This window comes from Streptomyces sp. CBMA152, assembly GCF_014596475.1.
In the GTDB taxonomy this organism is placed as follows: domain Bacteria; phylum Actinomycetota; class Actinomycetes; order Streptomycetales; family Streptomycetaceae; genus Streptomyces.
Genome location: NZ_MECJ01000029.1, coordinates 762,484 through 788,318 on the forward strand (window position 1 = coordinate 762,484; position 25,835 = coordinate 788,318).

20 protein-coding genes are annotated in these 25,835 nt (G+C 71.0%); 13 read left to right on the plus strand and 7 right to left on the minus strand.

Going from position 1 to position 25,835, the window contains the following annotated elements:
• Positions 1-25 precede the first annotated feature (25 nt).
• A complete protein-coding gene (locus BG418_RS30565) occupies positions 26-208 on the plus strand; it encodes a hypothetical protein (RefSeq protein ID WP_188277206.1) in 183 nt (60 codons plus the stop codon).
• A gap of 194 nt (positions 209-402) precedes the next feature.
• Here the strand turns inward: BG418_RS30565 and BG418_RS30570 are convergent, their stop codons facing one another.
• Positions 403-3,690 carry a S41 family peptidase gene (locus tag BG418_RS30570; protein ID WP_399000880.1) on the minus strand — a complete coding sequence of 1,096 codons (3,288 nt, stop codon included), beginning with the start codon at positions 3,688-3,690 and terminating at the stop codon, positions 403-405.
• 152 nt (positions 3,691-3,842) lie between these two features.
• Between BG418_RS30570 and BG418_RS30575 the strand changes: the two genes are divergently transcribed.
• Together BG418_RS30575 and BG418_RS30580 are read left to right on the plus strand one after the other, a co-directional pair.
• Positions 3,843-4,418, plus strand: a complete 576-nt coding sequence (locus tag BG418_RS30575) for a TetR/AcrR family transcriptional regulator (RefSeq protein WP_188277207.1) — start codon at positions 3,843-3,845, stop codon at positions 4,416-4,418.
• A 97-nt stretch (positions 4,419-4,515) separates the two neighbouring features.
• Positions 4,516-6,738: an MMPL family transporter gene (locus BG418_RS30580; protein WP_188277208.1), complete on the plus strand. Its 2,223-nt coding sequence runs from the start codon at positions 4,516-4,518 to the stop codon at positions 6,736-6,738.
• A gap of 112 nt (positions 6,739-6,850) precedes the next feature.
• On the opposite strand, the gene BG418_RS30585 is transcribed toward BG418_RS30580, so the two are convergent.
• Positions 6,851-7,201: an SsgA family sporulation/cell division regulator gene (locus BG418_RS30585; RefSeq protein ID WP_188277209.1), complete on the minus strand. Its 351-nt coding sequence runs from the start codon at positions 7,199-7,201 to the stop codon at positions 6,851-6,853.
• A 199-nt stretch (positions 7,202-7,400) separates the two neighbouring features.
• Between BG418_RS30585 and BG418_RS30590 the strand changes: the two genes are divergently transcribed.
• The 3 genes from BG418_RS30590 to BG418_RS30600 are packed head-to-tail and all read left to right on the plus strand — an operon-like array spanning position 7,401 to position 10,007.
• Entirely contained in the window at positions 7,401-8,462 is a 1,062-nt protein-coding gene (locus BG418_RS30590) for an energy-coupling factor ABC transporter permease (protein WP_188277210.1), read from the plus strand.
• A 1-nt stretch (position 8,463) separates the two neighbouring features.
• A complete protein-coding gene (cbiQ, locus tag BG418_RS30595; protein WP_188277211.1) occupies positions 8,464-9,225 on the plus strand; it encodes a cobalt ECF transporter T component CbiQ in 762 nt (253 codons plus the stop codon).
• On the plus strand, positions 9,201-10,007 hold the full coding sequence (locus tag BG418_RS30600; RefSeq protein WP_223185696.1) for an ABC transporter ATP-binding protein: 807 nt from the start codon (positions 9,201-9,203) through the stop codon (positions 10,005-10,007). Before cbiQ ends, BG418_RS30600 begins: the two co-directional genes overlap by 25 nt.
• 155 nt (positions 10,008-10,162) lie before the next feature.
• Here the strand turns inward: BG418_RS30600 and BG418_RS30605 are convergent, their stop codons facing one another.
• From BG418_RS30605 to BG418_RS30620, 4 genes are all read right to left on the minus strand, one after another.
• Positions 10,163-11,329: a serine hydrolase domain-containing protein gene (locus tag BG418_RS30605; RefSeq protein WP_188277309.1), complete on the minus strand. Its 1,167-nt coding sequence runs from the start codon at positions 11,327-11,329 to the stop codon at positions 10,163-10,165.
• Between the two features lie 178 nt (positions 11,330-11,507).
• Positions 11,508-12,359 carry an EamA family transporter gene (locus tag BG418_RS30610; RefSeq protein ID WP_188277213.1) on the minus strand — a complete coding sequence of 284 codons (852 nt, stop codon included), beginning with the start codon at positions 12,357-12,359 and terminating at the stop codon, positions 11,508-11,510.
• Between the two features lie 111 nt (positions 12,360-12,470).
• The gene (locus BG418_RS30615) at positions 12,471-14,105 is read right to left on the minus strand and encodes a penicillin-binding transpeptidase domain-containing protein (RefSeq protein WP_188277214.1); all 1,635 of its coding nucleotides are present in this window, start codon (positions 14,103-14,105) and stop codon (positions 12,471-12,473) included.
• A 108-nt stretch (positions 14,106-14,213) separates the two neighbouring features.
• Positions 14,214-15,986: a phospholipid carrier-dependent glycosyltransferase gene (locus tag BG418_RS30620; protein ID WP_188277215.1), complete on the minus strand. Its 1,773-nt coding sequence runs from the start codon at positions 15,984-15,986 to the stop codon at positions 14,214-14,216.
• Positions 15,987-16,081: 95 nt separating this feature from the next.
• Between BG418_RS30620 and rsmI the strand changes: the two genes are divergently transcribed.
• The 6 genes from rsmI (at position 16,082) to BG418_RS30650 (ending at position 21,713) form a co-directional block, all read left to right on the plus strand.
• On the plus strand, positions 16,082-16,960 hold the full coding sequence (gene rsmI, locus BG418_RS30625) for a 16S rRNA (cytidine(1402)-2'-O)-methyltransferase (RefSeq protein ID WP_188277216.1): 879 nt from the start codon (positions 16,082-16,084) through the stop codon (positions 16,958-16,960).
• 195 nt (positions 16,961-17,155) lie between these two features.
• Positions 17,156-17,584, plus strand: a complete 429-nt coding sequence (locus tag BG418_RS30630) for a hypothetical protein (RefSeq protein WP_188277217.1) — start codon at positions 17,156-17,158, stop codon at positions 17,582-17,584.
• A 30-nt stretch (positions 17,585-17,614) separates the two neighbouring features.
• On the plus strand, positions 17,615-18,487 hold the full coding sequence (locus BG418_RS30635; protein WP_188277218.1) for a TatD family hydrolase: 873 nt from the start codon (positions 17,615-17,617) through the stop codon (positions 18,485-18,487).
• Between the two features lie 141 nt (positions 18,488-18,628).
• On the plus strand, positions 18,629-19,966 hold the full coding sequence (locus tag BG418_RS30640; RefSeq protein ID WP_317453807.1) for a ubiquitin-like domain-containing protein: 1,338 nt from the start codon (positions 18,629-18,631) through the stop codon (positions 19,964-19,966).
• Positions 19,963-20,823 carry a 16S rRNA (adenine(1518)-N(6)/adenine(1519)-N(6))-dimethyltransferase RsmA gene (rsmA, locus tag BG418_RS30645; RefSeq protein WP_188277220.1) on the plus strand — a complete coding sequence of 287 codons (861 nt, stop codon included), beginning with the start codon at positions 19,963-19,965 and terminating at the stop codon, positions 20,821-20,823. The genes BG418_RS30640 and rsmA overlap by 4 nt, the downstream gene beginning before the upstream one ends.
• A complete protein-coding gene (locus BG418_RS30650) occupies positions 20,820-21,713 on the plus strand; it encodes a 4-(cytidine 5'-diphospho)-2-C-methyl-D-erythritol kinase (RefSeq protein ID WP_188277221.1) in 894 nt (297 codons plus the stop codon). Before rsmA ends, BG418_RS30650 begins: the two co-directional genes overlap by 4 nt.
• Before the next feature lie 215 nt (positions 21,714-21,928).
• Here the strand turns inward: BG418_RS30650 and BG418_RS30655 are convergent, their stop codons facing one another.
• A complete protein-coding gene (locus BG418_RS30655; RefSeq protein WP_188277222.1) occupies positions 21,929-23,392 on the minus strand; it encodes a zinc ribbon domain-containing protein in 1,464 nt (487 codons plus the stop codon).
• A gap of 176 nt (positions 23,393-23,568) precedes the next feature.
• Here BG418_RS30655 and BG418_RS30660 point away from each other — a divergent pair, with 176 nt between their 5' ends.
• Entirely contained in the window at positions 23,569-25,374 is a 1,806-nt protein-coding gene (locus BG418_RS30660; RefSeq protein ID WP_188277223.1) for an ABC-F family ATP-binding cassette domain-containing protein, read from the plus strand.
• The last annotated feature ends 461 nt before the right edge of the window (positions 25,375-25,835 follow it).

Below are 25,835 nucleotides of genomic sequence, written 5' to 3' on the forward strand. Positions count from 1 at the left end.
TCACCCATTCACGGGAGAACACCTCATGGGCATGAAGGACGAGATGCAGAACAAGGCGCAGCAGGCGAAGCAGAAGGCACAGCAGGACGCGCCGCAGCGGGGCCAGCAGGCCCAGGACAAGCTCCGCAGCAAGGCCAAGGGCAACGACGAGACCCAGCGGGCGCAGCAGGAGGCCCAGGACCGCATGGACATGGACTACGACGTGTAACGCCTGCGCGCAGCCGTACGAAGTGGCGCACCCCGGTACGCGGGGGTGCGTCACTTCGTGCGTGCCCCACAGGGGCGCGGGGAACTGCGCGACCAGCCCCCGCCGGTCCGCAGCCGAACGACACCGCCGGAGGCTTTCGGGAAGGGGTGGGGTGGGGGTCCAAGCGGGTTGCGCAGCCCGGCGGGGAGTGGGGCTCAGCGAGGCGGGAGCTTGGGGCGACGTCGGTCCGGGGTGTTCGTGTAGTCCGGCGGGACCGCCGCCGGATCGCCCGTCAGAAGATCCAGCGCCAGCTGCACCGCGTCGTCCAGCTGCGCATGCCGCCCCTCCGCCCAGTCCAGCGGCGTCCGCAGGATCTCCAGGTCCGGCTCGACGCCGTGGTTCTCGATCGACCAGTGGTACTGGTCGAACCACGCCGCGTTCATCGGCACAGTGATCACCGTGCCGTCGCCGAGCGTATGGCGCCCGGTCATCCCGACCACCCCGCCCCACGTCCGCTGCCCGACCACCGGCCCGAGCCGCAGCAGCCGGAACGCGGCCGTGATCATGTCGCCGTCCGAGGACGTGGCTTCGTCGGCCAGCGCCACCACCGGACCGCGCGGCGCATTGGACGCGTACGACACCGGCTGGGCGTTCCGGGTGAGGTCCCAGCCCAGGATCTTGCGGGTCAGCTTCTCGATCACCAGCTCACTGATGTGCCCGCCCGCGTTGCCGCGTACGTCGACGATCAGCGCCGGGCGGGACATCTCCAGGCGCAGGTCCCGGTTGAACTGGGCCCAGCCCGAGCCGCCCATGTCCGGGATGTGCAGATAGCCGCACTTCTCGCCGCTCAACTCCCGTACGACCGCCCGGCGTTTGGCCACCCAGTCCTGGTAGCGGAGAGGGCGTTCGTCGACCAGGGGGACCACCGCCACCCGTCTCGATCTGCCCTCGCCCTCCGCCGGTTGGAACGTCAGCTCCACCGTCGTCCCGCCCGCGCCCGCAAGCAGCGGATACGGGCCCGTCACCGGGTCCACCGGGCGGCCGTCGACATGGGTGAGCACCGCGCCCTCGCGGATGCCCGTGCCCGCGAGCGGTGAGCGCGCCTTGGAGTCGGAGGAGTCGCCGGGCAGGATGCGGCGGACCATCCAGCCGTCCTCCCGGGGGACGAGGTTGGCGCCCAACAGGCCCTGCGGGCGCTGGTAGTGGGGCGGGCCTTCGTTGCGCCGCGCGGCCGACACGTACGCGTGCGAGGTGCCCAGTTCGCCCAGGACCTCGCGCAGCAGATCCGCGAACTCGTCGGGGGAGGCGACCCGTTCGACCAGCGGGCGGTACTGGTCGAGGACCGCGTCCCAGTCGATGCCGCACATGTCGGGCTCCCAGAAGTAGGAGCGGATGACGCGGCCCGCCTCGGCGTACGCCTGGCGCCACTCGGAGGGCGGGTCGACCTCGTGCAGGATGCGGCGCAGGTCCAGGTAGACCGTGGAGTCGGTGTCGCCGGACTCGGTGGCGGGCACCGCCCGCAGATCGCCGTCGTCGACGACGACCAGGCGGCTGCCGTCGCCGCTGACCGCGAACCAGTCGAGGTGGTCGACGAGTTCGGTCTTGCGGGCCTTGGTGATGTCGAAGTGCTCCAGGGTCGGGCGGCCCGAGGTGTCCGCCGGGTTGGCGAAGGTCTCGCCGAGCGCGCCCGAGATCGGCCAGCGCAGCCACACCAGGCCGCCGCCGGAGACCGGACACAGCGCCGAGTACTTGGAGGCCGAGACCGGGAACGGCGTCACCCGGCTCTCCAGGCCCTCCACTTCGACGGTGACCGTGCCGTCGCCGTTCTCGTCGAGCGGGTCGAGCCCGCCCGCCGCCGGGCGCCCGTCCGGCAGCAGCGCGAAGGGCGACGGGGTCGCCGAGGAGAGCGGGACCAGATACGGGCGGCAGCCCAGCGGGAAGGAGAGGTCGCCGGTGTGGACGTCGTAGACCGGGTCGAAGCCGCGCCAGGAGAGGAAGGCCAGATAGCGGCCGTCCCGGGTGAAGACCGGGTTCTCGTCCTCGAAGCGGCCGTTGGTGACGTCCACGATCACCCGCGCGCCGGGACCCGCGATCCGGGCCATCTTGATCTGGCGCAGCGAGCGGCCGATGCCGGGGTGCGACCAGGTCAGCCAGTGGCCGTCGGGCGAGAACGCCAGGTCGCGGACGGGTCCGTTGATGGAGCGGATGAGCTCGGTGACCTCGCCGTTGGACTCCTCGCTCGCGTCGATCAGCAGCAGACGGCCGTCGTGCGAGGCGATCGCCAGACGCTCACCGTCCGAGTCGGAGAGAAGTTCCAGGACATGGCCGAGCTCCCCGGAGGCCAGCCGTCTGGGTTCGCGGTCGCCGCTGGCTCTGGGCAGATACGCGATCTCGACGGCGTCCTCGCCGTCCGCGTCCGTCACATACGCCACCTGCCCGCCGGTGCCCAGCATCTCCGGCAGCCGCACCCGTACGCCCGCGGTGTCGGTGATCGTGCGGGCCGGGCCGTCGCGGTGGGTGAGCCAGTACAGGCTGCCGCGCACCACGACCGCGCTGGCCCGGCCGGTGGTGTCGACCGAGATCCCGTCCACGTGGTTGGCGGCGGGCACCTGGTAGGTGCGCCGGCCGGCGCGCGGGCCGCCGAGGCGGACGTCCAGGCGGCGCGGGGCGGCGTCGGGGGCGAGCGAGTCGACGACCCACAGGTCGCCCGCGCACTGGTAGACCACCCGCCGCCCGTCCGAGGAGGCGTGCCGGGCGTAGTACTCGTCGTGGTCGGTGTGGCGGCGCAGGTCGGAGCCGTCGGGCAGACAGGAGTAGAGGTTGCCGACGCCCTCGTGGTCGCAGAGGAACGCGATCCGCCCGGCCACGAACATCACCGACTCGATATGGCCGCCGATGTCCTTCAGCAGCCGCTCGCCGTGCAGCCACAGGCGGCCCATGGCGCCGCCCCGGTACCGCTTCCAGGCGGCGGGCTCGTGCGGGGGCTTGCCGGTGAGCAGCAGGGTGCGGCGTTCGCCGTCGAGGTCGGCGACCGCGATGTCGGAGACCGGCCCCCAGGGCAGCCGCCCGCCGGGGGAACCGTCGGTGGGGACGCTGTAGGCCCAGGAGAAGTACGAGAAGGGCTGGCCGTGCGAGGAGACGGCCAGGATGTGGCCGTCGGGGGTCCAGCCGCAGACCCGGGTGTCGGAGGAGCCCCAGTAGGTCAGCCGCCGGGCCGGGCCGCCGCCGACCGGGGCGAGATGGATCTCGGGGTCCAGGCTGCGCCAGGTCGTGTACGCGATCTGGCTGCCGTCGGGGGAGAAGCGAGGGTGGCTGACCTTGGTGCGGTCGACCGTGACCCGCCAGGCCCGCGACGGGCTGTGGCCGGCCGGGACCAGAGGCGCGACCCACAGGTCGTCCTCGGCGGCGAAACAGATCAAGTCGTCGTGCAGATGCGGGAAGCGGAGGTACGCGCCCTCGGTCACGGGCGCCTGCTGCTGGTCGTCCACCGTTGCGTCGCTCACTTCTCAATGCTTTCCGCGCGGCGGGGGTGCGGCAACTTATGAACCCCTGACACTTGTGGCGGAGGACACATGCGAAACGATTTCGTTTCGCTCGCCGACGGGATTACCCTCGGACGAGTACGAAACCGTTTCGCACGGATGGGAGGTCGAGAATGGCGAGCAGGCTCACGGCCGAACGCGAGGCAGAACTGTACGAAGCCGTACTCGACCTGCTGCGCGAGGTCGGCTACGACGCCCTGACCATGGACGCCGTCGCCGCCCGTACCCGCTCCAGCAAGGCCACCCTCTACCGTCAGTGGGGGAACAAGCCGGAGCTGGTCGCGCGGGCGCTGCGGCACAACAAGCCGGTGAGTCTCCACGAGATCGACACCGGCTCGCTGCGCCGCGACTTCCACGAGCTGGTCGGTCTTGAGGACGACTGCAAGCTGGAGAAGGACTCCGCCCTGATGCGGGGTCTGATGCGCGCCGTCCATGACAACCAGGACCTCCACCAGGCGCTGCGCGAAGTACTGATCGAGCCGGAGATCAACGGGCTCGAACACGTGCTGCGGCGCGCGGTGGACCGCGGCGAGGTCCGCGCGGACTGTCCGGCCCTTCCCTTTGTGATCCATATGCTGGTCGGCGCTTTCGTCGCCCGGCAGCTCGTGGAGGACAGACCGGTCGACAAGGCCTTCCTCTTCGACTACATCGACGCCGTGGTTCTCCCCGCCCTCGGCGATCCCGTCTAGCTCCCCACAAACCTGCCCCACCTGACGTACGCCGCTCTCGTCGTCGGGCTGGTTATCCACGCCCTGTAAGCCAACGACCGACCGGGAGTACGCCCTCGTGGCCACGTTCCTCTACCGACTCGGCAGATTCGCCTTCCGGCGCCGCCGCTATGTCGCCCTGGTGTGGGTGGCGCTGCTGTTCCTCGCCGGATTCGGCGCCGCGTCCGCCTCCACTCCTTCCGCCAGCTCCTTCTCGATGCCCGGCACCGAGGCCCAGAAGGCCTTCGATCTGCTGGAGAAGCGTTTCCCCGGGGGGAGCGCCGACGGCGCCACCGCCCGCATTGTTTTCAAGGCTCCCGCCGGCAAGACCATGAAGGACGCGGCCGAGAAGGCCGAGGTCAACAAGGTCCTCACGGATCTGCCCAAGGAGTCCAAGCAGGTCGCCTCCATCACGGACCCGTACAAGGCGAACGCCGTCTCCAAGGACGGTTCGACCGCGTACATATCCGTGAAGTACAAGGTCAACGGCATGGCCTTGGAGGAGCACGACAAGAAGTCGCTTGAGGACTCCGGCAAGGCGGCGCAGAAGGCCGGGCTCACCGTCGAGATCGGCGGTGACGCGCTCCAGGCCAAGCCCGAGACGGGCTCCGGCGAGATCATCGGTGTGGTGATCGCCGGCATCGTCCTGATGATCACCTTCGGCTCGCTGATCGCGGCCGGACTTCCGCTGATCACCGCCATCATCGGTGTCGGCATCGGTGTCTCCACGATCACCGCGCTCGCCAACGTCCTGGACCTCGGCAACACCACCTCGACGCTGGCCTCGATGATCGGCCTCGCGGTCGGCATCGACTACGCGCTCTTCATCGTCTCGCGCTACCGGGCCGAGCTCCGCGAGGGCCGCGAGCGCGAGGAAGCGATCGGCCGGGCCGTCGGAACCGCCGGTTCCGCTGTCGTCTTCGCCGGTCTGACCGTCGTCATCGCGCTGTGCGGCCTCGCGGTCGTCAACATCCCGATGCTCACCAAGATGGGCGTGGCCGCGGCCGGTACGGTCGTGATCGCCGTACTGATCGCGCTCACCCTGATCCCGGCGGTGCTCGGCTTCGCGGGCAAGCGCGTCTTCGGGCGCCGCACCCGCAAGAAGATGGAGGCCGGCACGGTCGAGGACTCCAGCGAGGCCAAGCCCAACATGGGCACCCGCTGGTCCAGCTTCGTCCTGCGCAAGCCCATCTGGGTGCTGCTCGCCGGTGTGCTCGGGCTCGGCGCCATCGCCATCCCGGCCGCCTCGCTGGAGATGGGTCTGCCGGACGACGGCTCGCAGCCGACCTCCACGACCCAGCGCCGCGCCTACGACACCCTCTCCGACGGCTTCGGCCCGGGCTTCAACGGCCCGCTGATGATCGTCGTGGACGGCGCCAAGGCGTCCGGCGGTGCCAAGGCGGCGGCCGACAAGACGTCGGACACCATCAAGAAGCTGCCGGACGTGGCCGAGGTCCTGCCGCCGGCGCTCAACAAGGACGGCGACACCGCGACCATCACGGTCATCCCGAAGTCGAAGCCGTCGTCCACGGACACCGAGGACCTGGTCCACTCGATCCGTGACGCGGGCAGCGGCATCAAGTCCGACACCAAGGCCGAGGTCCTGGTCACGGGCGCGACCGCGATGAACATCGACTTCTCGCAGCGCATGAACGACGCGCTGCTGCCCTACCTCGGGCTCGTGGTCGGTCTCGCGTTCCTGCTCCTGATGGTGGTCTTCCGCTCGATCCTGGTTCCGCTGAAGGCGGCCCTCGGCTTCCTGCTCTCGGTGGTCGCCGCCCTCGGCGCGGTCGTCGCGGTCTTCCAGTGGGGCTGGCTCGGCGGGCTGTTCGGGGTGGAGAACCCCGGCCCGATCATGTCGATGATGCCGATCTTCATGGTCGGTGTGGTCTTCGGTCTGGCCATGGACTACGAGGTCTTCCTCGTCACCCGTATGCGCGAGGCGTTCGTCCACGGCGAGCGTCCCGGTCAGGCGATCGTGACCGGTTTCCGGCACGGCGCCCGGGTGGTCACCGCCGCCGCGGTGATCATGATCGCGGTCTTCTCCGGCTTCATCGGGGCCAGCGACCAGATGATCAAGATGATCGGCTTCGCCCTCGCGATCGCGGTGTTCTTCGACGCGTTCGTGGTCCGTATGGCCATCGTCCCGGCGGTGCTCGCGCTGCTCGGCTCGAAGGCCTGGTGGCTGCCGAAGTGGCTCGACAAGGTCCTTCCGAACGTCGACGTCGAGGGCGAGGGCCTGAAGGCCCACGCCGAGAAGGCGTCCGACGGCGACGAGGACCGCGAGCTGGCGCGCGTCTGACCCGACGCCGCCCCTGGACGCCCACGGCCTGTGGGGACGGGACCGTGGGGCGTTGAGCCGGCCCCCTACGCATCACGCGTGGGGGGCCGGCTCTCTTCGTGCGTACGCTCTCCTACGCCCGGCCACTGGATGCGGGCGTCACGCTGTACGTACGCCGCAGGAAGCGGACCAGCGGCGAACTGTCGAACTGGACCACCGCGACGCCGTCCGGCGAATGGAACTCCAGGACGGTCTGGGCCCGCCCGCACGGCCACACGCCGACGTCGCCGCCGCGCGCCGGGCCGCGCAGACCGGCCTCCAGGAGCGAGCGCGGGAAGACCCAGTCGTTGCCGCCGGGGAACTCGAAACGCACGGTCAGCGGGTCCTCTGCGGGGTCGTAGCGCAGGGCGACGGGGACGGGTCGGTGGTGCGGGGCGTCCGTGACGATCCTCGCTCGGGCGTGCTCCTCGACGGCGGGGGACATCGGTCGCTCCTCACGCTCACTGTGCGCAGCTTTTCATACTCTTTGTAATTAAATGTCGCATATTTTCGGGGGCGCGCCGGGCGGGCGAGCGCTTGTTATTAGTCACTCGTACGCTCTTGCAAGCCATTCGCAGGTGCACGACTATCATCGAACGGCTCAGCCCCCGATCCCGTCGACCCGGCCCCTGCGGAGACCACCCATGCATGTCCCGGACGGATTCATCAACGCCCCCGTCTCCGCGGTAGCCGGAGTCGGCGCGGCCTGCGCGATCGCCGTCAGCCTGCGCGGGGCACGGCGTGAACTCGACGAGCGGACGGCCCCGCTCGCGGGCCTGGTGGCGGCGTTCATCTTCGCCGTCCAGATGCTCAACTTCCCGGTCGCGGCGGGCACCAGCGGCCATCTGCTCGGCGGCGCGCTGGCGGCGATACTCGTCGGCCCGTACACCGGTGTCCTCTGCGTCTCGGTCGTGCTCCTGATGCAGGGCATCCTCTTCGCCGACGGCGGTCTGACCGCGCTCGGCGTCAACATCTCCGACATGGCGATCACGACGACGGTCGTCGCGTACGCCGTCTTCCGCGGCCTGGTCAAGGTGCTGCCCCGCAAGCGGCGCTCGATCACCGTCGCCTCCTTCGTCGCCGCGCTCATCTCCGTACCGGCCGCAGCCCTCACCTTCACCGCGATCTACGCGCTGGGCGGCACCACCGACGTCCCGATCGGCAAGGTGCTCACCGCGATGGTCGGCGTGCACGTCCTCATCGGCATCGGCGAGGCGGCGATCACCGCGCTGACCGTGGGTGCGGTCATCGCCGTACGGCCCGACCTCGTCCACGGGGCGCGCGGGCTCACCGTCCCGCTGCAGCTCCGGGTGGGCGGCGAACTGATCGACGCCCCCGCACCCCAGCGCGTACCCGCCGCCGCGCGGTCCACTCGCCGGGTGCGGGCGGTGTTCGTCTTCGCCGCGCTGCTGCTGGCCGGATTCGTCTCCTTCTACGCCTCCGCCTCGCCCGACGGCCTGGAGAAGGTGGCCCACGACAAGGGCATCGACACCAAGACGAAGAAGCACGCCACCGAGAGCTCGCCGCTCGCCGGTTACTCGGTCAAGGACATCGGCAACAACCGGGTGGCCACGGGCCTCGCGGGCATGATCGGCGTCGGGGTCACCGTGGGCGTCGGCAGCGGCATCTTCTGGGTGGTGCGCCGCCGCAAGGGCACCCTCGCCGACGCGACCCCCACCGCGATCCCCGAGACGGAGAAGGTCTGACATGGGCGCGGGTCACGCGCACAAGCTCTACCGGCAGGACGCCTCACCGGTCCACGACCTGCCTCCGCACTGCAAGATCGCGGCCAGCTTCCTCTTCGTGATCGTGGTCGTCTCGACCCCGCGCGAGGCGATGTGGGCGTTCGGGCTGTACGCGGTGCTGCTCGGCGTCGTCGCGACGGCGGCCCGCATCCCGGTCGGCTTCCTGCTCAAGCGGCTCCTGATCGAGATCCCGTTCGTGGCGTTCGCGGTCCTGATGCCGTTCGTGGTGCCCGGGGACAAGGTGCATGTGCTCGGCCTGGCGCTGAGCGAGAACGGTCTGTGGGGCGCGTGGAACGTGCTGGCCAAGGGCACGCTCGGGGTCGCGGCCTCGGTGATCCTCGCCTCCACGACCGACCTGCGGGCGCTGCTGCTCGGCCTCCAGCGCCTGCGGCTCCCGTCCCTGCTCGTCCAGATCGCCTCGTTCATGATCCGCTACGGCGATGTCATCACGGACGAGATGCGCCGGATGTCCATCGCCCGCCGCTCGCGCGGCTTCGAGGCGAAGGGCGTGAAGGCCTGGAGCGTGCTTGCCAAGTCGGCGGGCGCGCTCTTCATCCGCTCGTACGAACGCGGCGAGCGGGTGCATCTGGCCATGGTCAGCCGCGGTTACGCGGGCTCGATACCGGTCATCGACGAGGTGACGGCGACCGGTGCGCAATGGCGTTACGCGGCGGCGCTCCCCGCGTCGGCTCTAGTCGTCTGTCTGTTGGGGTGGACCCTGTGAACACGTCTTCCGAGACTCCCTCTTCTGCTGCCGCTCCCGCTTCGCTTGAGGTCAGCGGGCTCGCCTTCGCCTATCCGGACGGCCACCAGGCGCTGTTCGGCGTCGACCTGACGGTCGCGCGCGGCGAGCGCGTCGCGCTGCTCGGGCCGAACGGCGCCGGCAAGACCACCCTCGTCCTGCACCTCAACGGCATCCTGACCGGTGGCGCGGGCACGGTGACGGTGGCCGGTCTTCCGGTCGAGAAACGCAACCTCGCCGAGATCCGGCGCCGGGTCGGCATCGTCTTCCAGGATCCCGACGACCAGCTCTTCATGCCCACCGTCCGCGAGGACGTGGCGTTCGGGCCGGCCGCGTCGGGGATGCGGGGGCCGGAGCTGGAGGCGCGGGTGCGCGCCGCGCTGGAGCAGGTGGGGATGGCGGAGTTCGCCGACCGGCCGCCGCACCACCTCTCCTTCGGCCAGCGCCGCCGCGTGGCCGTGGCGACCGTGCTCGCGATGGAGCCGGAGATCCTGGTCCTGGACGAGCCGTCGTCCAACCTGGACCCCGCGTCGCGGCGCGAACTGGCCGACATCCTGCGGACGTTGGACGTGACGGTCCTGATGGTCACGCACGACCTGCCGTACGCGCTTGAGCTGTGCCCCCGGTCGGTGATTCTCAGTGGTGGGGCGATCGCTGTGGACGGGAAGACCGCGGATGTCCTGTCGGACGAGGAGCTGATGCGGACGCATCGGCTTGAGCTGCCGTTCGGGTTCGATCCTCGGGCGGTGTCCACGAAGGCGTAGCGCTTCGCGGGGCGGGTTGTTTGGGTGCGGGGCGGTGGGGGCTGCGGTTCTTTTTCCCCACCCCGCCCCTTCCCGAAAGCCCTGGGCGGGCGGCCTGGGTCTTCGTCTGCGGACCGTGCTGGGCTGGTCGCGCAGTTCCCCGCGCCCCTAGGGGGTTACTTCGTGGCCTCGATGGATGCTCGTACCGCTCGCACCAGCGCCTGTGCTCGTGGGTCCGCCGTTACGTTTTTCTGGTGGCCGTTGGTGACGTAGCCGAAGGCCACGCCCGACTCGGGGTCGGCGAAGCCCAGGGAGCCGCCTCGGCCGGGGTGGCCGAAGGAGCCGGGGGACAGGAGCGGGGACGCCGGGCCGTGGAGCATGAAGCCGAGGCCGAAGCGGGTGCCCACGACCAGGACCCGGTCCATCCCGGCCGACTCCTCCGTCCGCGCGAGCGCGATCGTCGCGGGGGCGAACAGACGGCGGCCGTCCACCTCGCCGAGGGTCGCCGCGTAGATACGGGCGAGGCCGCGAGCCGTGGACACGCCTGTCGCGGCGGGGAGTTCGGCGCCGCGGTAGACGGGGTCGTTCTCGTCCGGGAGCGGGTCGATCGCGCCGAACGCCCGGCGGGTCAGCGACGTCGGGTCCGCGTACGCCTCCACGACCGAGCGCTTGGGCCGTGTCGTGATCGCCCCCGCCACCCGCGGCGTCTCCACCGGGCCGACGCGGCCCACCCGGTGCGCCTCCTCGTCCGGCAGCCCGATCCAGAAGTCGGCGGCCAGCGGCCGGGCGATCTCCTCGGCGACCCAGCGGCCGAGGGTGCGGCCGGTGACGCGGCGCACCAGCTCGCCGAGCAGCCAGCTGTACGTCTGGGCGTGGTAGCCGTGGTCGGTGCCGGGCTCCCAGACGGGTGCCTGCGCGGCGACGGCGGCTGGACCCGACTCGCCGTCGGCGGCCTCGGCGGTCGTGAGGGGGCGGTCCAGTACGGGCACGCCGGCGCGGTGCGAGAGCAGATGACGCACCAGGGTGCGGTCCTTGCCGTTGGCCTTGAACTCGGGCCAGTACGTGGCGACGGGCGCGTCCAGGTCCAACTGGCCGCGCTGGTGCAGCAGCAGGGGGACGGCGGCGGCCACGCCCTTGGTGACGGAGCGCACGATCTGGACGGTGTCGACGGCCCAGGGCGCGGTGCCGTCCACGTCGCGGGTGCCGCCCCACAGGTCGACGGTCTTGCGGCCGTGGTGGTAGACGGCGACGGCCGCGCCGCGCTCGCCGCCCTGCTCGAAGTTACGGATGAAGGCGTCCCTGACCGACTCGAACCCCGGGTCCACGGTGCCCCGCACGTCCACCACTGCCACTCCCACGTCCCGAGTGCGCCCTTGCTGACGCACGCGGTCCATTCAACGTGGTGGGCTGAATCGATTCTTCCCCGCCCCTAGGAGGGCCCGAAGGGCCCATTAAGGGGCGCGGGGAACTGCGCGACCAGCCCAAAGGCGGCCCGCAGCCGAAAAACGGGGCCCGGCGCAGTCACCCCGCCCGCAGCATCAGCCCGATCCCCACCACCATCAGCCCCGCCGCCGCGATCCTCGGCGCCCCGAAGCGTTCCTTGAAGAACACCGCGCCGATCGCCGCCCCCACGATGATGCTCGACTCCCGCAGCGCGGCCACCGGAGCGAGCGGCGCGCGGGTCTGGGCCCACAGGACCAGGCCGTACGCCGTCATGGACAGCGCCGCCCCGAGCAGACCCCGTACCGCGTACGGCCGCAGCTGCGCCCACAGCGCGCCCCGGCGGCTGTACCAGGCGTACGCCGGGATCAGCAGCCCCTCCAGGATCATCAGCCACGCGATGTAGCCGATGGGGGTGTGGGCGGCGCGTACGCCCACGCCGTCCACCACCGTGTACGACGCGATCGAGAGGCCGGTCGCGAGCGCGGCGAGGAGCGCTGGCCAGTGCGGCCGCGCGCCCGAGCCCCGGATGCCCCACAGGGCGACCCCGACCAGGCCCGCCGAGGCGACGGCCACCCCGGCCGCCTGCCACGCGTTCAGGCTCTCGCCGACGAAGACCACCGCGAGGACGGTCACCACCAGCGGTGCCGTGCCGCGCGCGATCGGATACATCTGCCCGAAGTCGCCCAGGCTGAACGACCGCATGAGCAGCACCTGGTAGCCGATGTGCAGCAGCGCCGAGGCGATCAGATACGGCCAGGCGCCGCCGGACGGCACTGGCGAGAACGCCGCCAGCGCCGCGCCGATCACCGAAGCCCCGCCGCCGATCAGGGTGAACGCGACGAGCTGGTCCTTGATTGCGTGCGCCATCGCGTTCCACGCGGCGTGCGTGAAGGCGGCCACCAGCACCGCGACGACAACGAGCAGGCTCATATACGGGTGTCCTGCGCGTAAGGGGGTTGCTGTGAGCTCATGGATCCGCACGCTAGCGGTGGTTGTACGGGGCACGCGACGACGTTTTCGTCACAGCGGTGGACCCTGGCCTCACCCCGCGCGCAGTACCGCCGCCACGATCGGACCCGCCGCGTCCCCGCCGTGGCCGCCCGACTGGACGAGCGCGGCGGCGGCGAGCCCGTTGCCGTACCCCGTGAACCAGCTGTTGGACTTGCCCTGTTGGTCGACCTCGGCCGAGCCGGTCTTGGCACCCTTGGGCCCGGGCACCCCGGACATCGCGTTCACGGCCGTGCCGTTGGTGGCCGCCGCGTGCATCATCTGCTGGAGCTGTCCGGCGAGCGCGCCGGGCAGCGGCTGCGCGGTGGCCAGTTCACGGCCGTCCAGGTCCTTCGGCACGATGATCGGCTGGTGGAAGCCGCCGTTGATCACGGTGGCCGAGACGGACGCCATGTCGAGCGGGCTCATCTGGACCTTGCCCTGGCCGATGTACGAGGCCGCCGTCTCCACCCCGGACGACTCCGGAACGCTGCCGTCGAAGGACTTCACCCCGCCGAGCTTCCAGTCCTGGCCGAGGCCGAAGTAGTCCCGGGCGGTCTGACCGAGCGCCGTCCCGGCGATGTGCTTGCCGGTGAGCGGCTTCACCGGCTTGATGAAGGCGGTGTTGCAGGACCGCGCGAAGGCGTCGGTCAGCGTGCCGTTCGGAATCGTGAAGTCGTTGAGGTTGTGGAAGGTGTAGCCCTCCCATATGGCCGTCGCCGGGCACTCCACCCGCTGGTCCGCGCCGCCCACGCCGTTCTGGACGATCATCGCGGCCGTGATGATCTTCATGGTGGAGCCGGGTGCGACCGAGGCCTGGAGGGAGGCGGGGAAGCCGTCCTTGCGGTTGTCCGCCACCGCCCGGATCTCCCCGTTGTCCGGCTCGATCGCCACCACCGACGACTCGTCGAACCGCTTCACGGCCTGCTCGGCGGCCGCCTGGACGTCCGCGTCCAGCGTCGTCGTCAGCTTGCCCGCCCTGCCCTTGGCCAGGGTCAGCAGCGTCCGGTTCGGGGTGCCCGCGTCGCCGCTCTCGATCGACAGCTCCACCCCCGGCGTGCCGTTGACCTTGGCGCCGTACCGCTGCCGCAGCGAGTCGAGGACCGCGCCGAGCGAGGGGTACTTCTCCTTCGTCAGCACCCGCCCCTGCCGGTCGACGGCCTCGATCTCGGGGTTCTTCGCCGCCCCCGTCGTCAGCTTCTCGCCCGCCTTGAGCTGCGGGTGGACCACGGCGGGCTTCCAGTCGACCAGCGCCCTGCCGGTGGTCAGGCCCCGTACGACGGTCAGTTGGGACGCGTACGTCAGCGGCGCGGTCTTCCCCTCGTACGTGACCTCCGCCTTCACCGTGTACGGCACGGTCGCGCCCGTGGCCGGGGACGCGGTGATCGTCACCTTGTCCACATGGGCGTCGTCGTGGAAGCCCGCGAGCGCGGTCTGCGCGGCCGCGTTGTTGTTGGTGAGCACCGAGGCGGCCGCCGTGTCCCCCTTCGACCAGGCGTCGAAGAACGCCTGCGCCGTCTTCGTCACCTCGTCCCCGCTCGGCGGACCGGTCCGTTTCGGCGCCGCTTGGGTGTGCACGGTCGGGGACGAGTCGTCCCCGGCCAGCATCTCGTACCCGCCGTAGACGACGCCCCCGCCGACCACCAAGAACGCTCCGCCGACTATGGCGGCCTTCGCTCCACTGCGCATCGCAGCCCCTCCCCAGGAGGCTCTTGAACATGTTCAAGAGCATTGCTTGAGAGGCACTGTACGTGACACCAGTGACAGCGGGCGGCTCCCGTTACCGGAACGCGACGCTCACACCCAGGTATCCAGCCACATCCGGTTCCGCCAGGAATCCAGCGGGATCGCGGTGCCGGTGTAGATCGGCCAGAAGTAGATGAAGTTCCAGATGATCAGCAGGACGAGGACGCCCGCGCCGATCGCGCCGATCGCCCGGCGGCGTTCGTCCGAGCCCGGTGGCCCGATGATCGCGCCGATCATCATCGCCACCGCCAGACACAGGAACGGCACGAAGACGACCGCGTAGAAGAGGAAGATCGTGCGCTCCTGGTAGAGGAACCAGGGCAGATAGCCCGCCGCGATGCCGCAGGCGATAGCGCCCGCCCGCCAGTCGCGCCGGAAGATCCAGCGCCACAGCACGTACAGGATCGCGACGCAGGCCGCCCACCACAGCAGCGGCGTGCCCAGCGCCAGCACCTCGCGCGCGCACTTGTCGGCGGTGTTCGACGGACAGCCGTCGGCGCCGGGCGACGGGCTCTCGTAGTAGTACGAGACCGGGCGGCCCAGGACGATCCAGCTCCACGGGTTCGACTGGTAGGTGTGCTTGTCGGTCAGATTGACGTGGAAGCTGTAGACCTCGGACTCGTAGTGCCAGAAGCTGCGCAGCGACTCCGGCATCCAGCTCATGCCGAACTGCGGCAGGTGCACATCGCCGATCAGCGGCAGCTTCACATGGTCGGGAGAGAGGCCCGCGCGGCCGTGCGCCCAGTCCCGGAAGTAGCCCTTGTCCGTCATGAACCAGCCGGTCCAGGAGGCCATGTACGTGGCGATGGCGACCGGGACCGTGGAGACGAACGCGGGGAACACGTCCTTCTTGAGGACCGCGCGGTACGGCCGCACCGCGCCCGCCGTCTTCCGGGCGCCCGCGTCCCAGAGCACCGCCATCACGAAGAAGAAGACCAGGACGTACAGGCCGTTCCACTTGGTGCCGCAGGCCAGGCCCAGCATCACGCCCGCCGCGAGCCGCCACGGCCGCCGGCCGAACCGCAGCGTGGCCGCCACCCGCGCGTCGGGGCGCAGCTCGCCGTCCTCGCCCTCGGGCAGTGCCGCCGCGAGCCGGGCCCGCGCCCGGTCCCGGTCGATCAGCAGGCAGCCGAAGGCCGCGAGCACGAAGAACATGACCACGAGGTCGAGCAGGGCCATGCGGCTCATCACGAAGTGCAGCCCGTCCACCGCGAGCAGCAGGCCCGCCAGGCAGCCCAGGAACGTCGAGCGGAACAGCCGCCGCCCGATCCGGCAGAGCATCAGCACCGAGAGCGTGCCGAGCACCGCCATCACGAAGCGCCAGCCGAACGGGGTGAAGTCGAACCACTTCTCGCCGAGGCCGATGAGGTACTTGCCCACCGGCGGATGCACCACATAGCCGGGGTCGGCCGGGATGGTCACCGTCGAGGGGTCCTGGATGATCGACTTGTCGATGTCCTTGGGCCAGGCGGCCTCGTAGCCGTGGTTGATCAGCGCCCAGGCGTCCTTGGCGTAATACGTCTCGTCGAATATCACCGCGTCCGGGCTGCCCAGCTTCCAGAACCGCAGCAGCCCCGCCACCAGCGTGACGAGCAGCGGCCCGACCCACCCCGACCAGCGCACCAGATATCCGGCGACCGTCGGGGGCACCCGCAGCACCGACCACAGCTGCCCGGACGGGCGGGTGTAGGGCGGCACCAGGCGCTCGCGCAGCCCGGTTCTCGGCTGCGCGGAGTAGCCGAAGCGGCGCAGCCGGTCCTGCCAGCCGGGCGGGGCGTCGCCGGCGGCCTGCCCCTCAAGGGTCTGTGGCGCTGTACTGGTCACCGCGCCATCGTAGGGAAAGCGCCTGTGCGAGTCCCGTGGCCGGGCCCGATCCCGCCCGGGCGACCGGAGCCGCCGGGGGCTGGGAGGATGGCGGGGTGACCGGAACACTCGTACTCGCAGGGACCCCCATCGGCGACATCGCGGACGCGCCGCCCCGACTCGCCGCCGAACTGGAGCGGGCCGACGTCGTCGCCGCCGAGGACACCCGGCGGCTGCGCGGCCTGACCCGGGCGCTCGGCATCCACACCTCGGGACGCGTCGTCTCGTACTTCGAGGGCAATGAGTCCGCCCGTACGCCGGAGCTCGTCGAGGCGCTCGAAGGCGGCGCGCGCGTGCTGCTTGTGACCGACGCCGGGATGCCGTCCGTCTCCGACCCCGGCTACCGGCTCGTGGCCGCCGCCGTGGAGAAGGACATCAAGGTCACGGCCGTGCCGGGGCCCTCCGCGGTCCTGACCGCGCTCGCCCTGTCGGGGCTGCCCGTCGACCGGTTCTGCTTCGAGGGCTTCCTGCCGAGGAAGGCGGGCGAGCGCCTGGGCAAGCTGCGCGAGGTCGCGGACGAGCGCCGCACCCTCGTCTACTTCGAGGCCCCGCACCGCCTGGACGACACGCTCGCCGCGATGGTCGAGGTCTTCGGCGCCGAGCGCCGCGCCGCCGTCTGCCGCGAGCTGACCAAGACGTACGAGGAGGTCAAGCGCGGGACGCTGAAGGACCTCGCCGAGTGGGCGGCCGAGGGCGTACGCGGTGAGATCACCGTCGTCGTCGAGGGCGCGGCCGAGAGCGGGCCCGCCGAGCTGGACGCCGAGGAGCTGGTCAGAAGGGTGCAGGTGCGCGAGGAGGCGGGCGAGCGGCGCAAGGAGGCCATCGCGGCCGTGGCGCTCGATGCGGGTCTACCCAAGCGCGAGGTGTTCGACGCGGTGGTGGCGGCAAAGAACGCGGCACGGGCGGCACCGGGGGACGGTAAAGGACTATCGTGAAACGTAACGCGAAAAGTAAAGCTCAGGCCGCAGACCGGGGCTTTTGCCTAGGAAAGGCCAAGACGGTACCAACACTCGACAGCCCCTGATGCGTTTTGGCGGCGAAAGGCGTCCCATGGATCGGGGACGTTTTCCGCCCCCGCTTCGCAAGGAGCGCTCGCAAGAGCTTGTCCAGCGGACAAGAGGAGCCGGCACATGAGTGAGATCGCTGAGACCACTGCGCACGAGGAGTACGCGTTCGCGTGCATGCGGTGTGGGTATGGCTGGGAGCAGGCGTACGAGATCGAGCACCACGTGGACGGGAAGGGCCAGCCCTTCGTGGTCTACAAGGCGGACGGGGAACGGGTGCCGTCGCCGCTGTCCCAGCCCACCTGCGCGAACTGCGGCGGGCACGTGGTGCGCACCCTGCGTGCCGGCCGGGTCTCCAGCGTGACGCAGTGGCTCGCGCACCACTCCACGCACCAGGCGCCGGCCGGGCCGGTGGGCTCCGGTGGCGACCCCGAGCCGGACCGGCCGAAGCCGTCCGCGGCGGCGGAGTCCGCGGCGGACGAGGCCGCGACCGACACCGCCCACCACTGGCACCTCTCCGACCTGCTGCACCCCTTCCACCACCACAAGAAGTGACGGCCCGGGGGCTTTCATAGGATCGGCTCCATGAGTGCCGCCAAGGATGCCCCGCCGCCGCTGCCCGAACCGCTCGGGATCGCGGTCGCCGACTCGCACACCCATCTGGACATGCAGGGCACCACCGTGGAGGAGGCGCTGACCAAGGCCGCCTCCGTGGGGGTGACGACCGTGGTCCAGGTGGGCTGCGACGTGAAGGGGTCGCAGTGGGCGGCCGAGACGGCCGCCGCGTACGACAGCGTGTGGGCCGCCGTCGCCCTGCACCCCAACGAGGCGCCCCGGATCGTCCTGGGCGACCCCGACGGCTGGTCCCGCCAGGGGGCGCGCACCCCCGGCGGCGCCAGCGCCCTCGACGACGCGCTCGGCGAGATCGACCGGCTCGCCGCCCTCCCGCACGTCAAGGGCGTCGGCGAGACCGGGCTCGACTACTTCCGCACCGGAGTCGAGGGAATGGCCGCGCAGGAACGCTCGTTCCGGGCCCATATCGAGATCGCCAAACGGCACGACAAGGCGCTCGTCATTCACGACCGCGAGGCGCACGCGGATGTGCTGCGCATTCTGCGCGAAGAGGGCGCCCCGGAACGCACGGTCTTCCACTGCTATTCCGGTGACGCGGAAATGGCGGAACTCTGCGCGGAATCCGGGTACTTCATGTCCTTCGCCGGAAACTTGACCTTCAAGAACGCCCAGCCGCTGCGCGACGCGCTCGCCGTGGCACCGCTCGAACTGGTCCTGGTGGAGACCGACGCGCCCTTCCTCACCCCGGCGCCGTACCGCGGACGGCCCAATGCGCCGTATCTCATTCCGATTACGGTACGGGCCATGGCCGCGGTGAAGGGCCTCCACGAGGACGCGCTGGCCGCGGCCGTCGCGGAGAACACTGCGCGTGCATTCGATTACTGAGAGATAACGGACGATGCCCCCCAAGCGGGCGAACGTAGGGTAGCGCGACGACGCTCCGTAGTCGAATCGCTTTGGAGAGTGACAGAGGCTCCGCTAATGTCCCGGCCTCGACGGGACGATCGGCCGGACCTCTGGAGCACCGTGAGCACTTCGCAGGGCAGTCACAGAGCCGCGCGTGGCGGCCGCCGCGCCGCCACCAGAACGGCCGAGGTGCCGCCTCTGGCCTTCGACGCCGACCAGACCGTGGCCGCGCCCCTCCTGCCCCGGCAGGGCGACGGGCCGGAAGGGGGCGGCCCGGACCCCGCCGACCCCGACCCGGCCGACCCCGGCGGGCGGGCCGGGGCGCGGCGGGCCGCGCGGCGCCGCAGAAGCTTCGCGCCCTCCCGCCCCGACGCGCTGCGCCGGCTCATCCCGCAGGCCCTGGTGGTCGCCTTCCTCGCGGGCGGCACCTCCGCGTTCCTCGCCAACGACAAGGCCGTACGCCTCACCGTCGACGGCGTCCCGCGCACCCTGCACACCTTCGCCGACGACGTCGACGAACTCCTCGCCGACCAGCATGTGGCCGTCGGTGACCACGACATCGTCGCCCCGGGCCGCCACGAGGCCCTGACCAGCGGCGACGAGGTCGTCGTCCGCTACGGCCGACCCGTCGCCCTCACCCTCGACGGCGAGCGGCGCCAGGTGTGGACCACCGCGCAGACCGTCGACGGGGCGCTGCGCCAGCTCGGCGTACGGGCCGAGGGCGCCTACCTCTCCGCCTCCCGCTCCTCCGCCATCGGCCGCGCCGGAATGGGTCTCGACGTACGCACCGAGCGCCAGGTCACCTTCCTCGCCGACGGCCGCGAGCGCACCATCCGCACCAACGCGGCGACCGTCGCCGAGGCCGTCGAGGAGGCCGGGATCTCCCTCCAGGGCGAGGACACCACCTCGGTGCCGCAGTCCTCGTTCCCCCGCGACGGCCAGACGATCACCGTCATGCGCATCACCGGCACCCGCGAGGTACGCGCCGAGCCCATCCCGTACGAGGTCGAGAAGACCAAGGACGAGTCGCTCTTCACCGGCACCGAGGTCGTCGACCGGCCCGGCCAGCAGGGGCTGCGGAAGGTCACGTACGCCCTGCGGACCGTCAACGGGGTGCGGCAGAAGCCGAAGAAGGTGGCCGAGCAGGTGGTACGCGGGCCGGTCACCCAGACCGTCCGCATCGGCACCAAGCCGCTGCCCAGCTCGGTCGGCGGCGCCGACCACCTCAACTGGGACCAGCTCGCCCACTGCGAGTCCGGCGGGCGCGCCGGAGCCGTCGACGCGACCGGGAACTACGGCGGGCTCTACCAGTTCGACGGCCAGACCTGGCACGCGCTCGGCGGCAGCGGCCTGCCGCAGCACGCGAGCGCCGCCGAGCAGACGTTCCGGGCGAAGAAGCTCTACGTACAGCGGGGGTCGAGCCCGTGGCCGCACTGCGGCCGTAGGCTGTATCGGTGAGCACCACTGAGCCCGACGCCCTCCTCGGCCCCGCCGACATCCGTGAACTGGCCGCAGCGCTGGGCGTACGCCCCACCAAGCAGCGCGGTCAGAACTTCGTCATCGACGCCAATACGGTCCGCCGGATCGTAAGGACGGCGGAGGTACGGCCCGACGACGTCGTGGTGGAGGTCGGGCCCGGCCTCGGCTCGCTGACGCTGGCGCTCCTGGAGGCGGCGGACCGGGTGACGGCCGTCGAGATCGACGACGTGCTCGCGGGCGCGCTGCCGTCCACGATCGCGGCCCGGCTGCCCGCGAAGAAGGACCACTTCGCGCTGGTCCACTCCGACGCGATGCTGGTCCAGGAGCTCCCCGGCCCGGCCCCGACCGCGCTGGTCGCGAACCTCCCGTACAACGTCGCCGTCCCCGTCCTCCTGCACATGCTGGGCCGGTTCCCGACGATCGAGCGCACCCTGGTCATGGTCCAGGCAGAGGTCGCCGACCGGCTCGCGGCCAAGCCCGGCAACAAGGTGTACGGCGTGCCGTCGGTGAAGGCCAACTGGTACGCGGACGTCAAGCGCGCCGGGTCGATCGGCCGCAACGTCTTCTGGCCCGCGCCGAACGTCGACTCGGGCCTCGTCTCCCTGGTCCGGCGCGCGGAGCCGGTCAGGACCACCGCCACCAAGGCGGAGGTCTTCGCGGTCGTGGACGCGGCCTTCGCCCAGCGCCGCAAGACCCTGCGGGCCGCGCTGGCCGGCTGGGCGGGCTCGGCGGCCGCCGCCGAAGAGGCGCTGGTCGCGGCCGGGATCTCGCCGCAGGCGCGCGGCGAGGCGCTCACCGTCGAGGAGTTCGCCCGGATCGCGGAGGCCAAGAAGTGACGGTGACGGTCCGCGTCCCCGCCAAGGTCAACGTCCAGCTCGCGGTGGGCCCCGCCCGCCCCGACGGCTTCCACGACCTGGCCAACGTGTTCCTGGCGGTGGGCCTGTACGACGAGGTCACGGCGTCCCCGGCGGACTCGCTGAAGATCACGTGCTCCGGCCCGGACGCGGACAAGGTCCCGCTGGACGGTACGAACCTGGCGGCGCGGGCGGCGGAACTCCTGGCCGCGCGGTACGGACGCTCGCCCGACGTCCACCTCCACATCACCAAGGACATCCCGGTGGCGGGCGGCATGGCGGGCGGCAGCGCGGACGGCGCGGCGGCGCTGGTGGCGTGCGACGCGCTGTGGGGCACGAACGCGTCGCGCGCGGAGCTGCTGGAGATCTGCGCCGAACTGGGCAGCGACGTCCCGTTCAGCCTGGTGGGCGGTGCGGCACTGGGCACGGGCCGCGGCGAGAAGCTGTCCGCGCTGGAGGTGGGCGGCACGTTCCACTGGGTCTTCGCGGCGGCGGACGGCGGCCTGTCCACCCCTGCGGTGTACGCGGAGTTCGACCGCCTCAGCCCGGACGCGGCGCCGCCGGCGGCGGACCCGTCCCTGCTGTCCGCCCTGCGCGCGGGCGACGCGAAGGCCCTGGCGACCACGCTGTCCAACGACCTCCAGACGGCCGCGGTGTCGTTGCGCCCATCGCTCACGGACACCTTGGCGGTGGGCACGGCAGCGGGCGCCCTGGCGGCGCTGGTGTCCGGGTCCGGCCCGACCACAGCGTTCCTCGCGGAGGACGCGGCGTCGGCGCGGAAGATCGCGGACGCGCTGACGGCATCCGGCACCTGCCGCTCCGCGAGGGTGGCCACCTCACCCGCCCCCGGGGCGACTGTCGTGGTTGCCTGAAGCATGGGGCGGAGTGAAATGGCCGTGAACCTCCCCGGCTCGGAGCCGAGGTTTCTGCGACGAAGGTAAAGAGCCAGGCGACGACAAGAGTCTCACCGGCCGCACCGCACGGTGCGGAGAGTGCGCCTGTTCCAACTACCCGCTGCACCGCGAGGCGGCGCCGCAGCGACACCATCCGTTCCTGAGAGCGAATGGGGCCCGGTTCATGGGCACTACTACGGGCTTCCCTGCCCGGCCACCCTCGCGCGACCGAGCGCGTGCTGATGGTGGCCGTGCAGTTCCCGTTGGAGCGGACTCCAGCCGGGCTGGGCTCGTAGATACGTGACCCGTACCGCGAGGTCGGGTCCAGCCGGAACGAGTGTTCCGCCGTTGTCGGCGAGCGTGAGGATGTTCACGCCGCCCACGGCGTCCCGGTGCAAGCGGAAGCCGCACGCCTGGTTCGCGCAGACGTACCGGCGCCCGCGCACCTTGCGGCGGCGCCCGCACGCCGGACATGTCTGAGAGGTGTACGCCTCGTCGACGTACTCGATCTTCAAGCCGGTCTTGTACGCGAGTTGGTGCTCGTGTGCGGCTCGCTCCCACTGGGACAGTTGCTGGCGCGTCGACCGGTTCACCCTGCGCCGCTCGGCCGTGCGCTTCTCGATGCCACGGACGTCTCCGGCCACCACCCGCATCTGGACGGTGGCGCCTTGAGGAGCGGCCGCCCGGTGCTGGGCATACGCGGCCCGGACGACCTTGGCGGCTTTCGCGGTCGTCTGATGGTTGAAGTCCCGCAGTCGGGTCCTGGCCTTTCCCCGGGCCTTTCTCCTTGCGGTCACCAGACGACGATGCCTGCGCGAGCCGTTCTTGCACCTCGACAGCATGGAGGTGAGCCGTGCGACGGTCTTGTTCCGCTCGCGCTTGATCGCTCGCGCCGACCGGCCGTTGATCACCGTCACTTCGCGTCCGCCGTCAGGCGCCTCATGGGCCATGGTCAGGGGATTGATGATCCCTTCGTCGATCGCGACCGTGACCACCCGCACCGGGGCGCCTTCGTCCGATGGGCCGTGGTCGCCCGTGCCAGAGGCCGGGCCCGGCAACCCGGGCTGCGGGCAGGAGTGGGAAATGTGCAGAGCCCAGGCACCCGTGTCGTGGGCCCAGCACAGCTTGATCTCGCCCCACTGCTCGATCTCCGTCCTGGTCGGACCTCGCCCCGTGAACTCCGGCAGGGGCAGCACGATCCGCCCCTGACCGAGCCCGAGGGACAGCGACAGGCACCCGTCCGGAGTGACCCGCCAGCCGTAGTTGCGGGTGAACACCAGCGGGCGGTACGCCTTCTCCCGCCAGGGCAGGCGCACGTGCGGCAGCCCGCTCGCCTTGTTCGCGCGGGCGGTCTCGATCGCGTCCCACAGGTCGTACGCCACTGCTTGCGCGGTATGGGCGTGCACCGGCCGTTCTTTCACGGGCAGCGAGGTGACGAACCGGCGCACGTCCTCCCGGCCCGGTCGACGGCCCGACCGCCATTCGTTCCGGACCCACGCCACACAGCGGTTCCACAGCAATGCCGAGGCATGACAGGCCCGGTGGGCACGTTCGTGGTCGGCGCGGTCCAGCCACACGGGGACTACAGCGGTCAGTACCCGCAGTCCGCTGGTCGCCGACGCCCGTGGTCGTCGTGTCGTGCCCTTCGGCCTGCCCATGTGATCACCATCCGAACGTACAACCGTCCGAGCGGGTGACCGGTCACGGGTCGGCGCGAACAATTTTCCGTGGCACGGCCGTGTGCGCTGATCGCGGGCGTCCGCCGCACGGCAGCGGGGCCGGCTGCGGCGATTAGGCTGGAGCCGGATCGATCCTTTCGCGTCAGGAGTCGTTGGTGGCCGTGAACCTGGTCAATGTCGAGGCAGTCAGCAAGGTGTACGGCACCCGTGCCCTGCTCGACGGTGTCTCCCTCGGCGTCTCCGAAGGGGATCGGATCGGGGTGGTCGGGCGTAATGGCGACGGCAAGACCACCCTCATCCGGATGCTCGCGCAGTTGGAGGAGGCCGACACCGGGCGCGTCACGCACGTGGGCGGGCTGCGGCTCGGGGTGCTCACCCAGCACGACTCGCTCGACCCGGACGCCACCGTCCGGCACGAGGTGATCGGGGACCTCGCCGACCACGAGTGGGCCGGCAACGCCAAGATCCGCGATGTGCTCACCGGACTGTTCGGCGGGCTCGATCTGCCCGGGTTCGAGAACGGGCTCGACACCGTCATCGCCCCGCTCTCCGGCGGCGAGCGCCGCCGTATCGCGCTGGCCAAGCTGCTCATCGCCGACCCGGACCTGATCATCCTGGACGAGCCCACCAACCACCTGGACGTGGAGGGCATCTCCTGGCTCGCCGCCCACCTCCAGGCCCGCCGCTCCGCGCTCGTCTGCGTCACCCACGACCGCTGGTTCCTCGACCAGGTCTGTACGCGGATGTGGGATGTGCAGCGGGGGAGTGTGTACGAGTACGAGGGCGGCTACAGCGACTACGTCTTCGCCCGGGCCGAGCGGGAGCGGATCGCCGCCACCGAGGAGACCAAGCGGCAGAACCTGATGCGCAAGGAGCTGGCCTGGCTGCGGCGCGGTGCCCCCGCCCGTACCTCCAAGCCGCGCTACCGCATCGAGGCCGCCAACGAGCTGATCGCCGATGTGCCGCCGCCGCGCGACACCTCCGAGCTGATGAAGTTCGCCAACGCGCGGCTCGGCAAGACCGTGTTCGACCTGGAGGACGTGACCGTCCAGGCCGGGCCGAAGGTGCTGCTCAGGCATCTGACCTGGCAGCTCGGCCCGGGCGACCGGATCGGTCTGGTCGGGGTGAACGGCGCGGGCAAGACCTCGCTGCTGCGGGCGCTGGCCGAGGCGTCCCGTACCGGCGGCGAGACGCAGCCGGCCGGCGGGCAGATCAAGGTCGGCAAGACCGTGCGGCTCGCCTATCTCTCCCAGGACGTCACCGAACTCCCGGCCTCGCTGCGGGTGTTGGAGGCCGTGCAGCAGATCCGGGACCGCGTCGACCTCGGCAAGGGCCGGGAGATGACCGCCGGGCAGCTCTGCGAGCAGTTCGGGTTCAGTAAAGAGAAGCAGTGGACGCCGGTGGGGGATCTGTCCGGTGGTGAGCGGCGGCGGCTCCAGCTGCTCCGCCTCCTCATGGACGAGCCCAACGTCCTCTTTCTCGACGAGCCCACCAACGACCTCGACATCGAGACGCTGACCCAGCTGGAGGACCTGCTCGACGGCTGGCCCGGCTCGATGGTCGTCATCTCGCACGACCGGTTCTTCATCGAGCGCACCACCGACCATGTGTGGGCGCTGCTCGGCGACGCGTCGCTGCGGATGCTGCCGCGCGGCATCGAGGAGTACCTGGAGCGGCGCAAGCGGATGATCGAGGCGGCGGCCCCGGCCCCCGCGCCGGTCGCCGCCAAGTCGGCGGGCACGGCCTCGGCCGCCGACAGCCGCGCCGCGAAGAAGGAACTCCAGCGCATCGAGCGGCAGCTGAACAAGATCTCGGACCGAGAGACCCAGCTGCACGCCCAGATCGCCGACAACGCCACGGACTTCGAGAAGGTCGCGAAACTCGACGCGGAGCTGCGCGAACTCATCGGCGAGCGCGACGAGCTGGAGATGCGTTGGCTGGAACTCGCCGAGGAGGCGTAGCGCTCCGCTGGAAGGGCGCGGTCTTTGTCTGCGGACCGTGCTGGGTTGCTCGCGCAGTTCCCCGCGCCCCTTGGGTGGCGCGGAACTGAATGCTGTCAAGGCCGCGTAAGGATCCGTAAAGAGCGCGTGGAAACTGCATAACAGGCGCATCACAGGCCGGTCCGCCCTTGGGAACAGGGGCGGACCGGCCCGTTGTTCGAGGGGCCCGAGTGATAGAAAGAAGCCCCGCTCGACTGACGCAAACTGTGCGGGACCATGTCCGATTCCGCTCCGGAAACGCGGGGGAGTCCGTTCGGGCAGCGGTCCGCACGAAGGGGGATACACGCTGTGAGCCAGCCGCCCAGCCAGCAGCCGCCGCAGGGGGGCTTCGGGGCACCCACGGACCCGCCTCCCGGGACGCCCGTGCCGCCCGCACAGCCGCCGCAGATGCCGCCGCCGCCCGCGGGCCCGCCGCCGGCGAT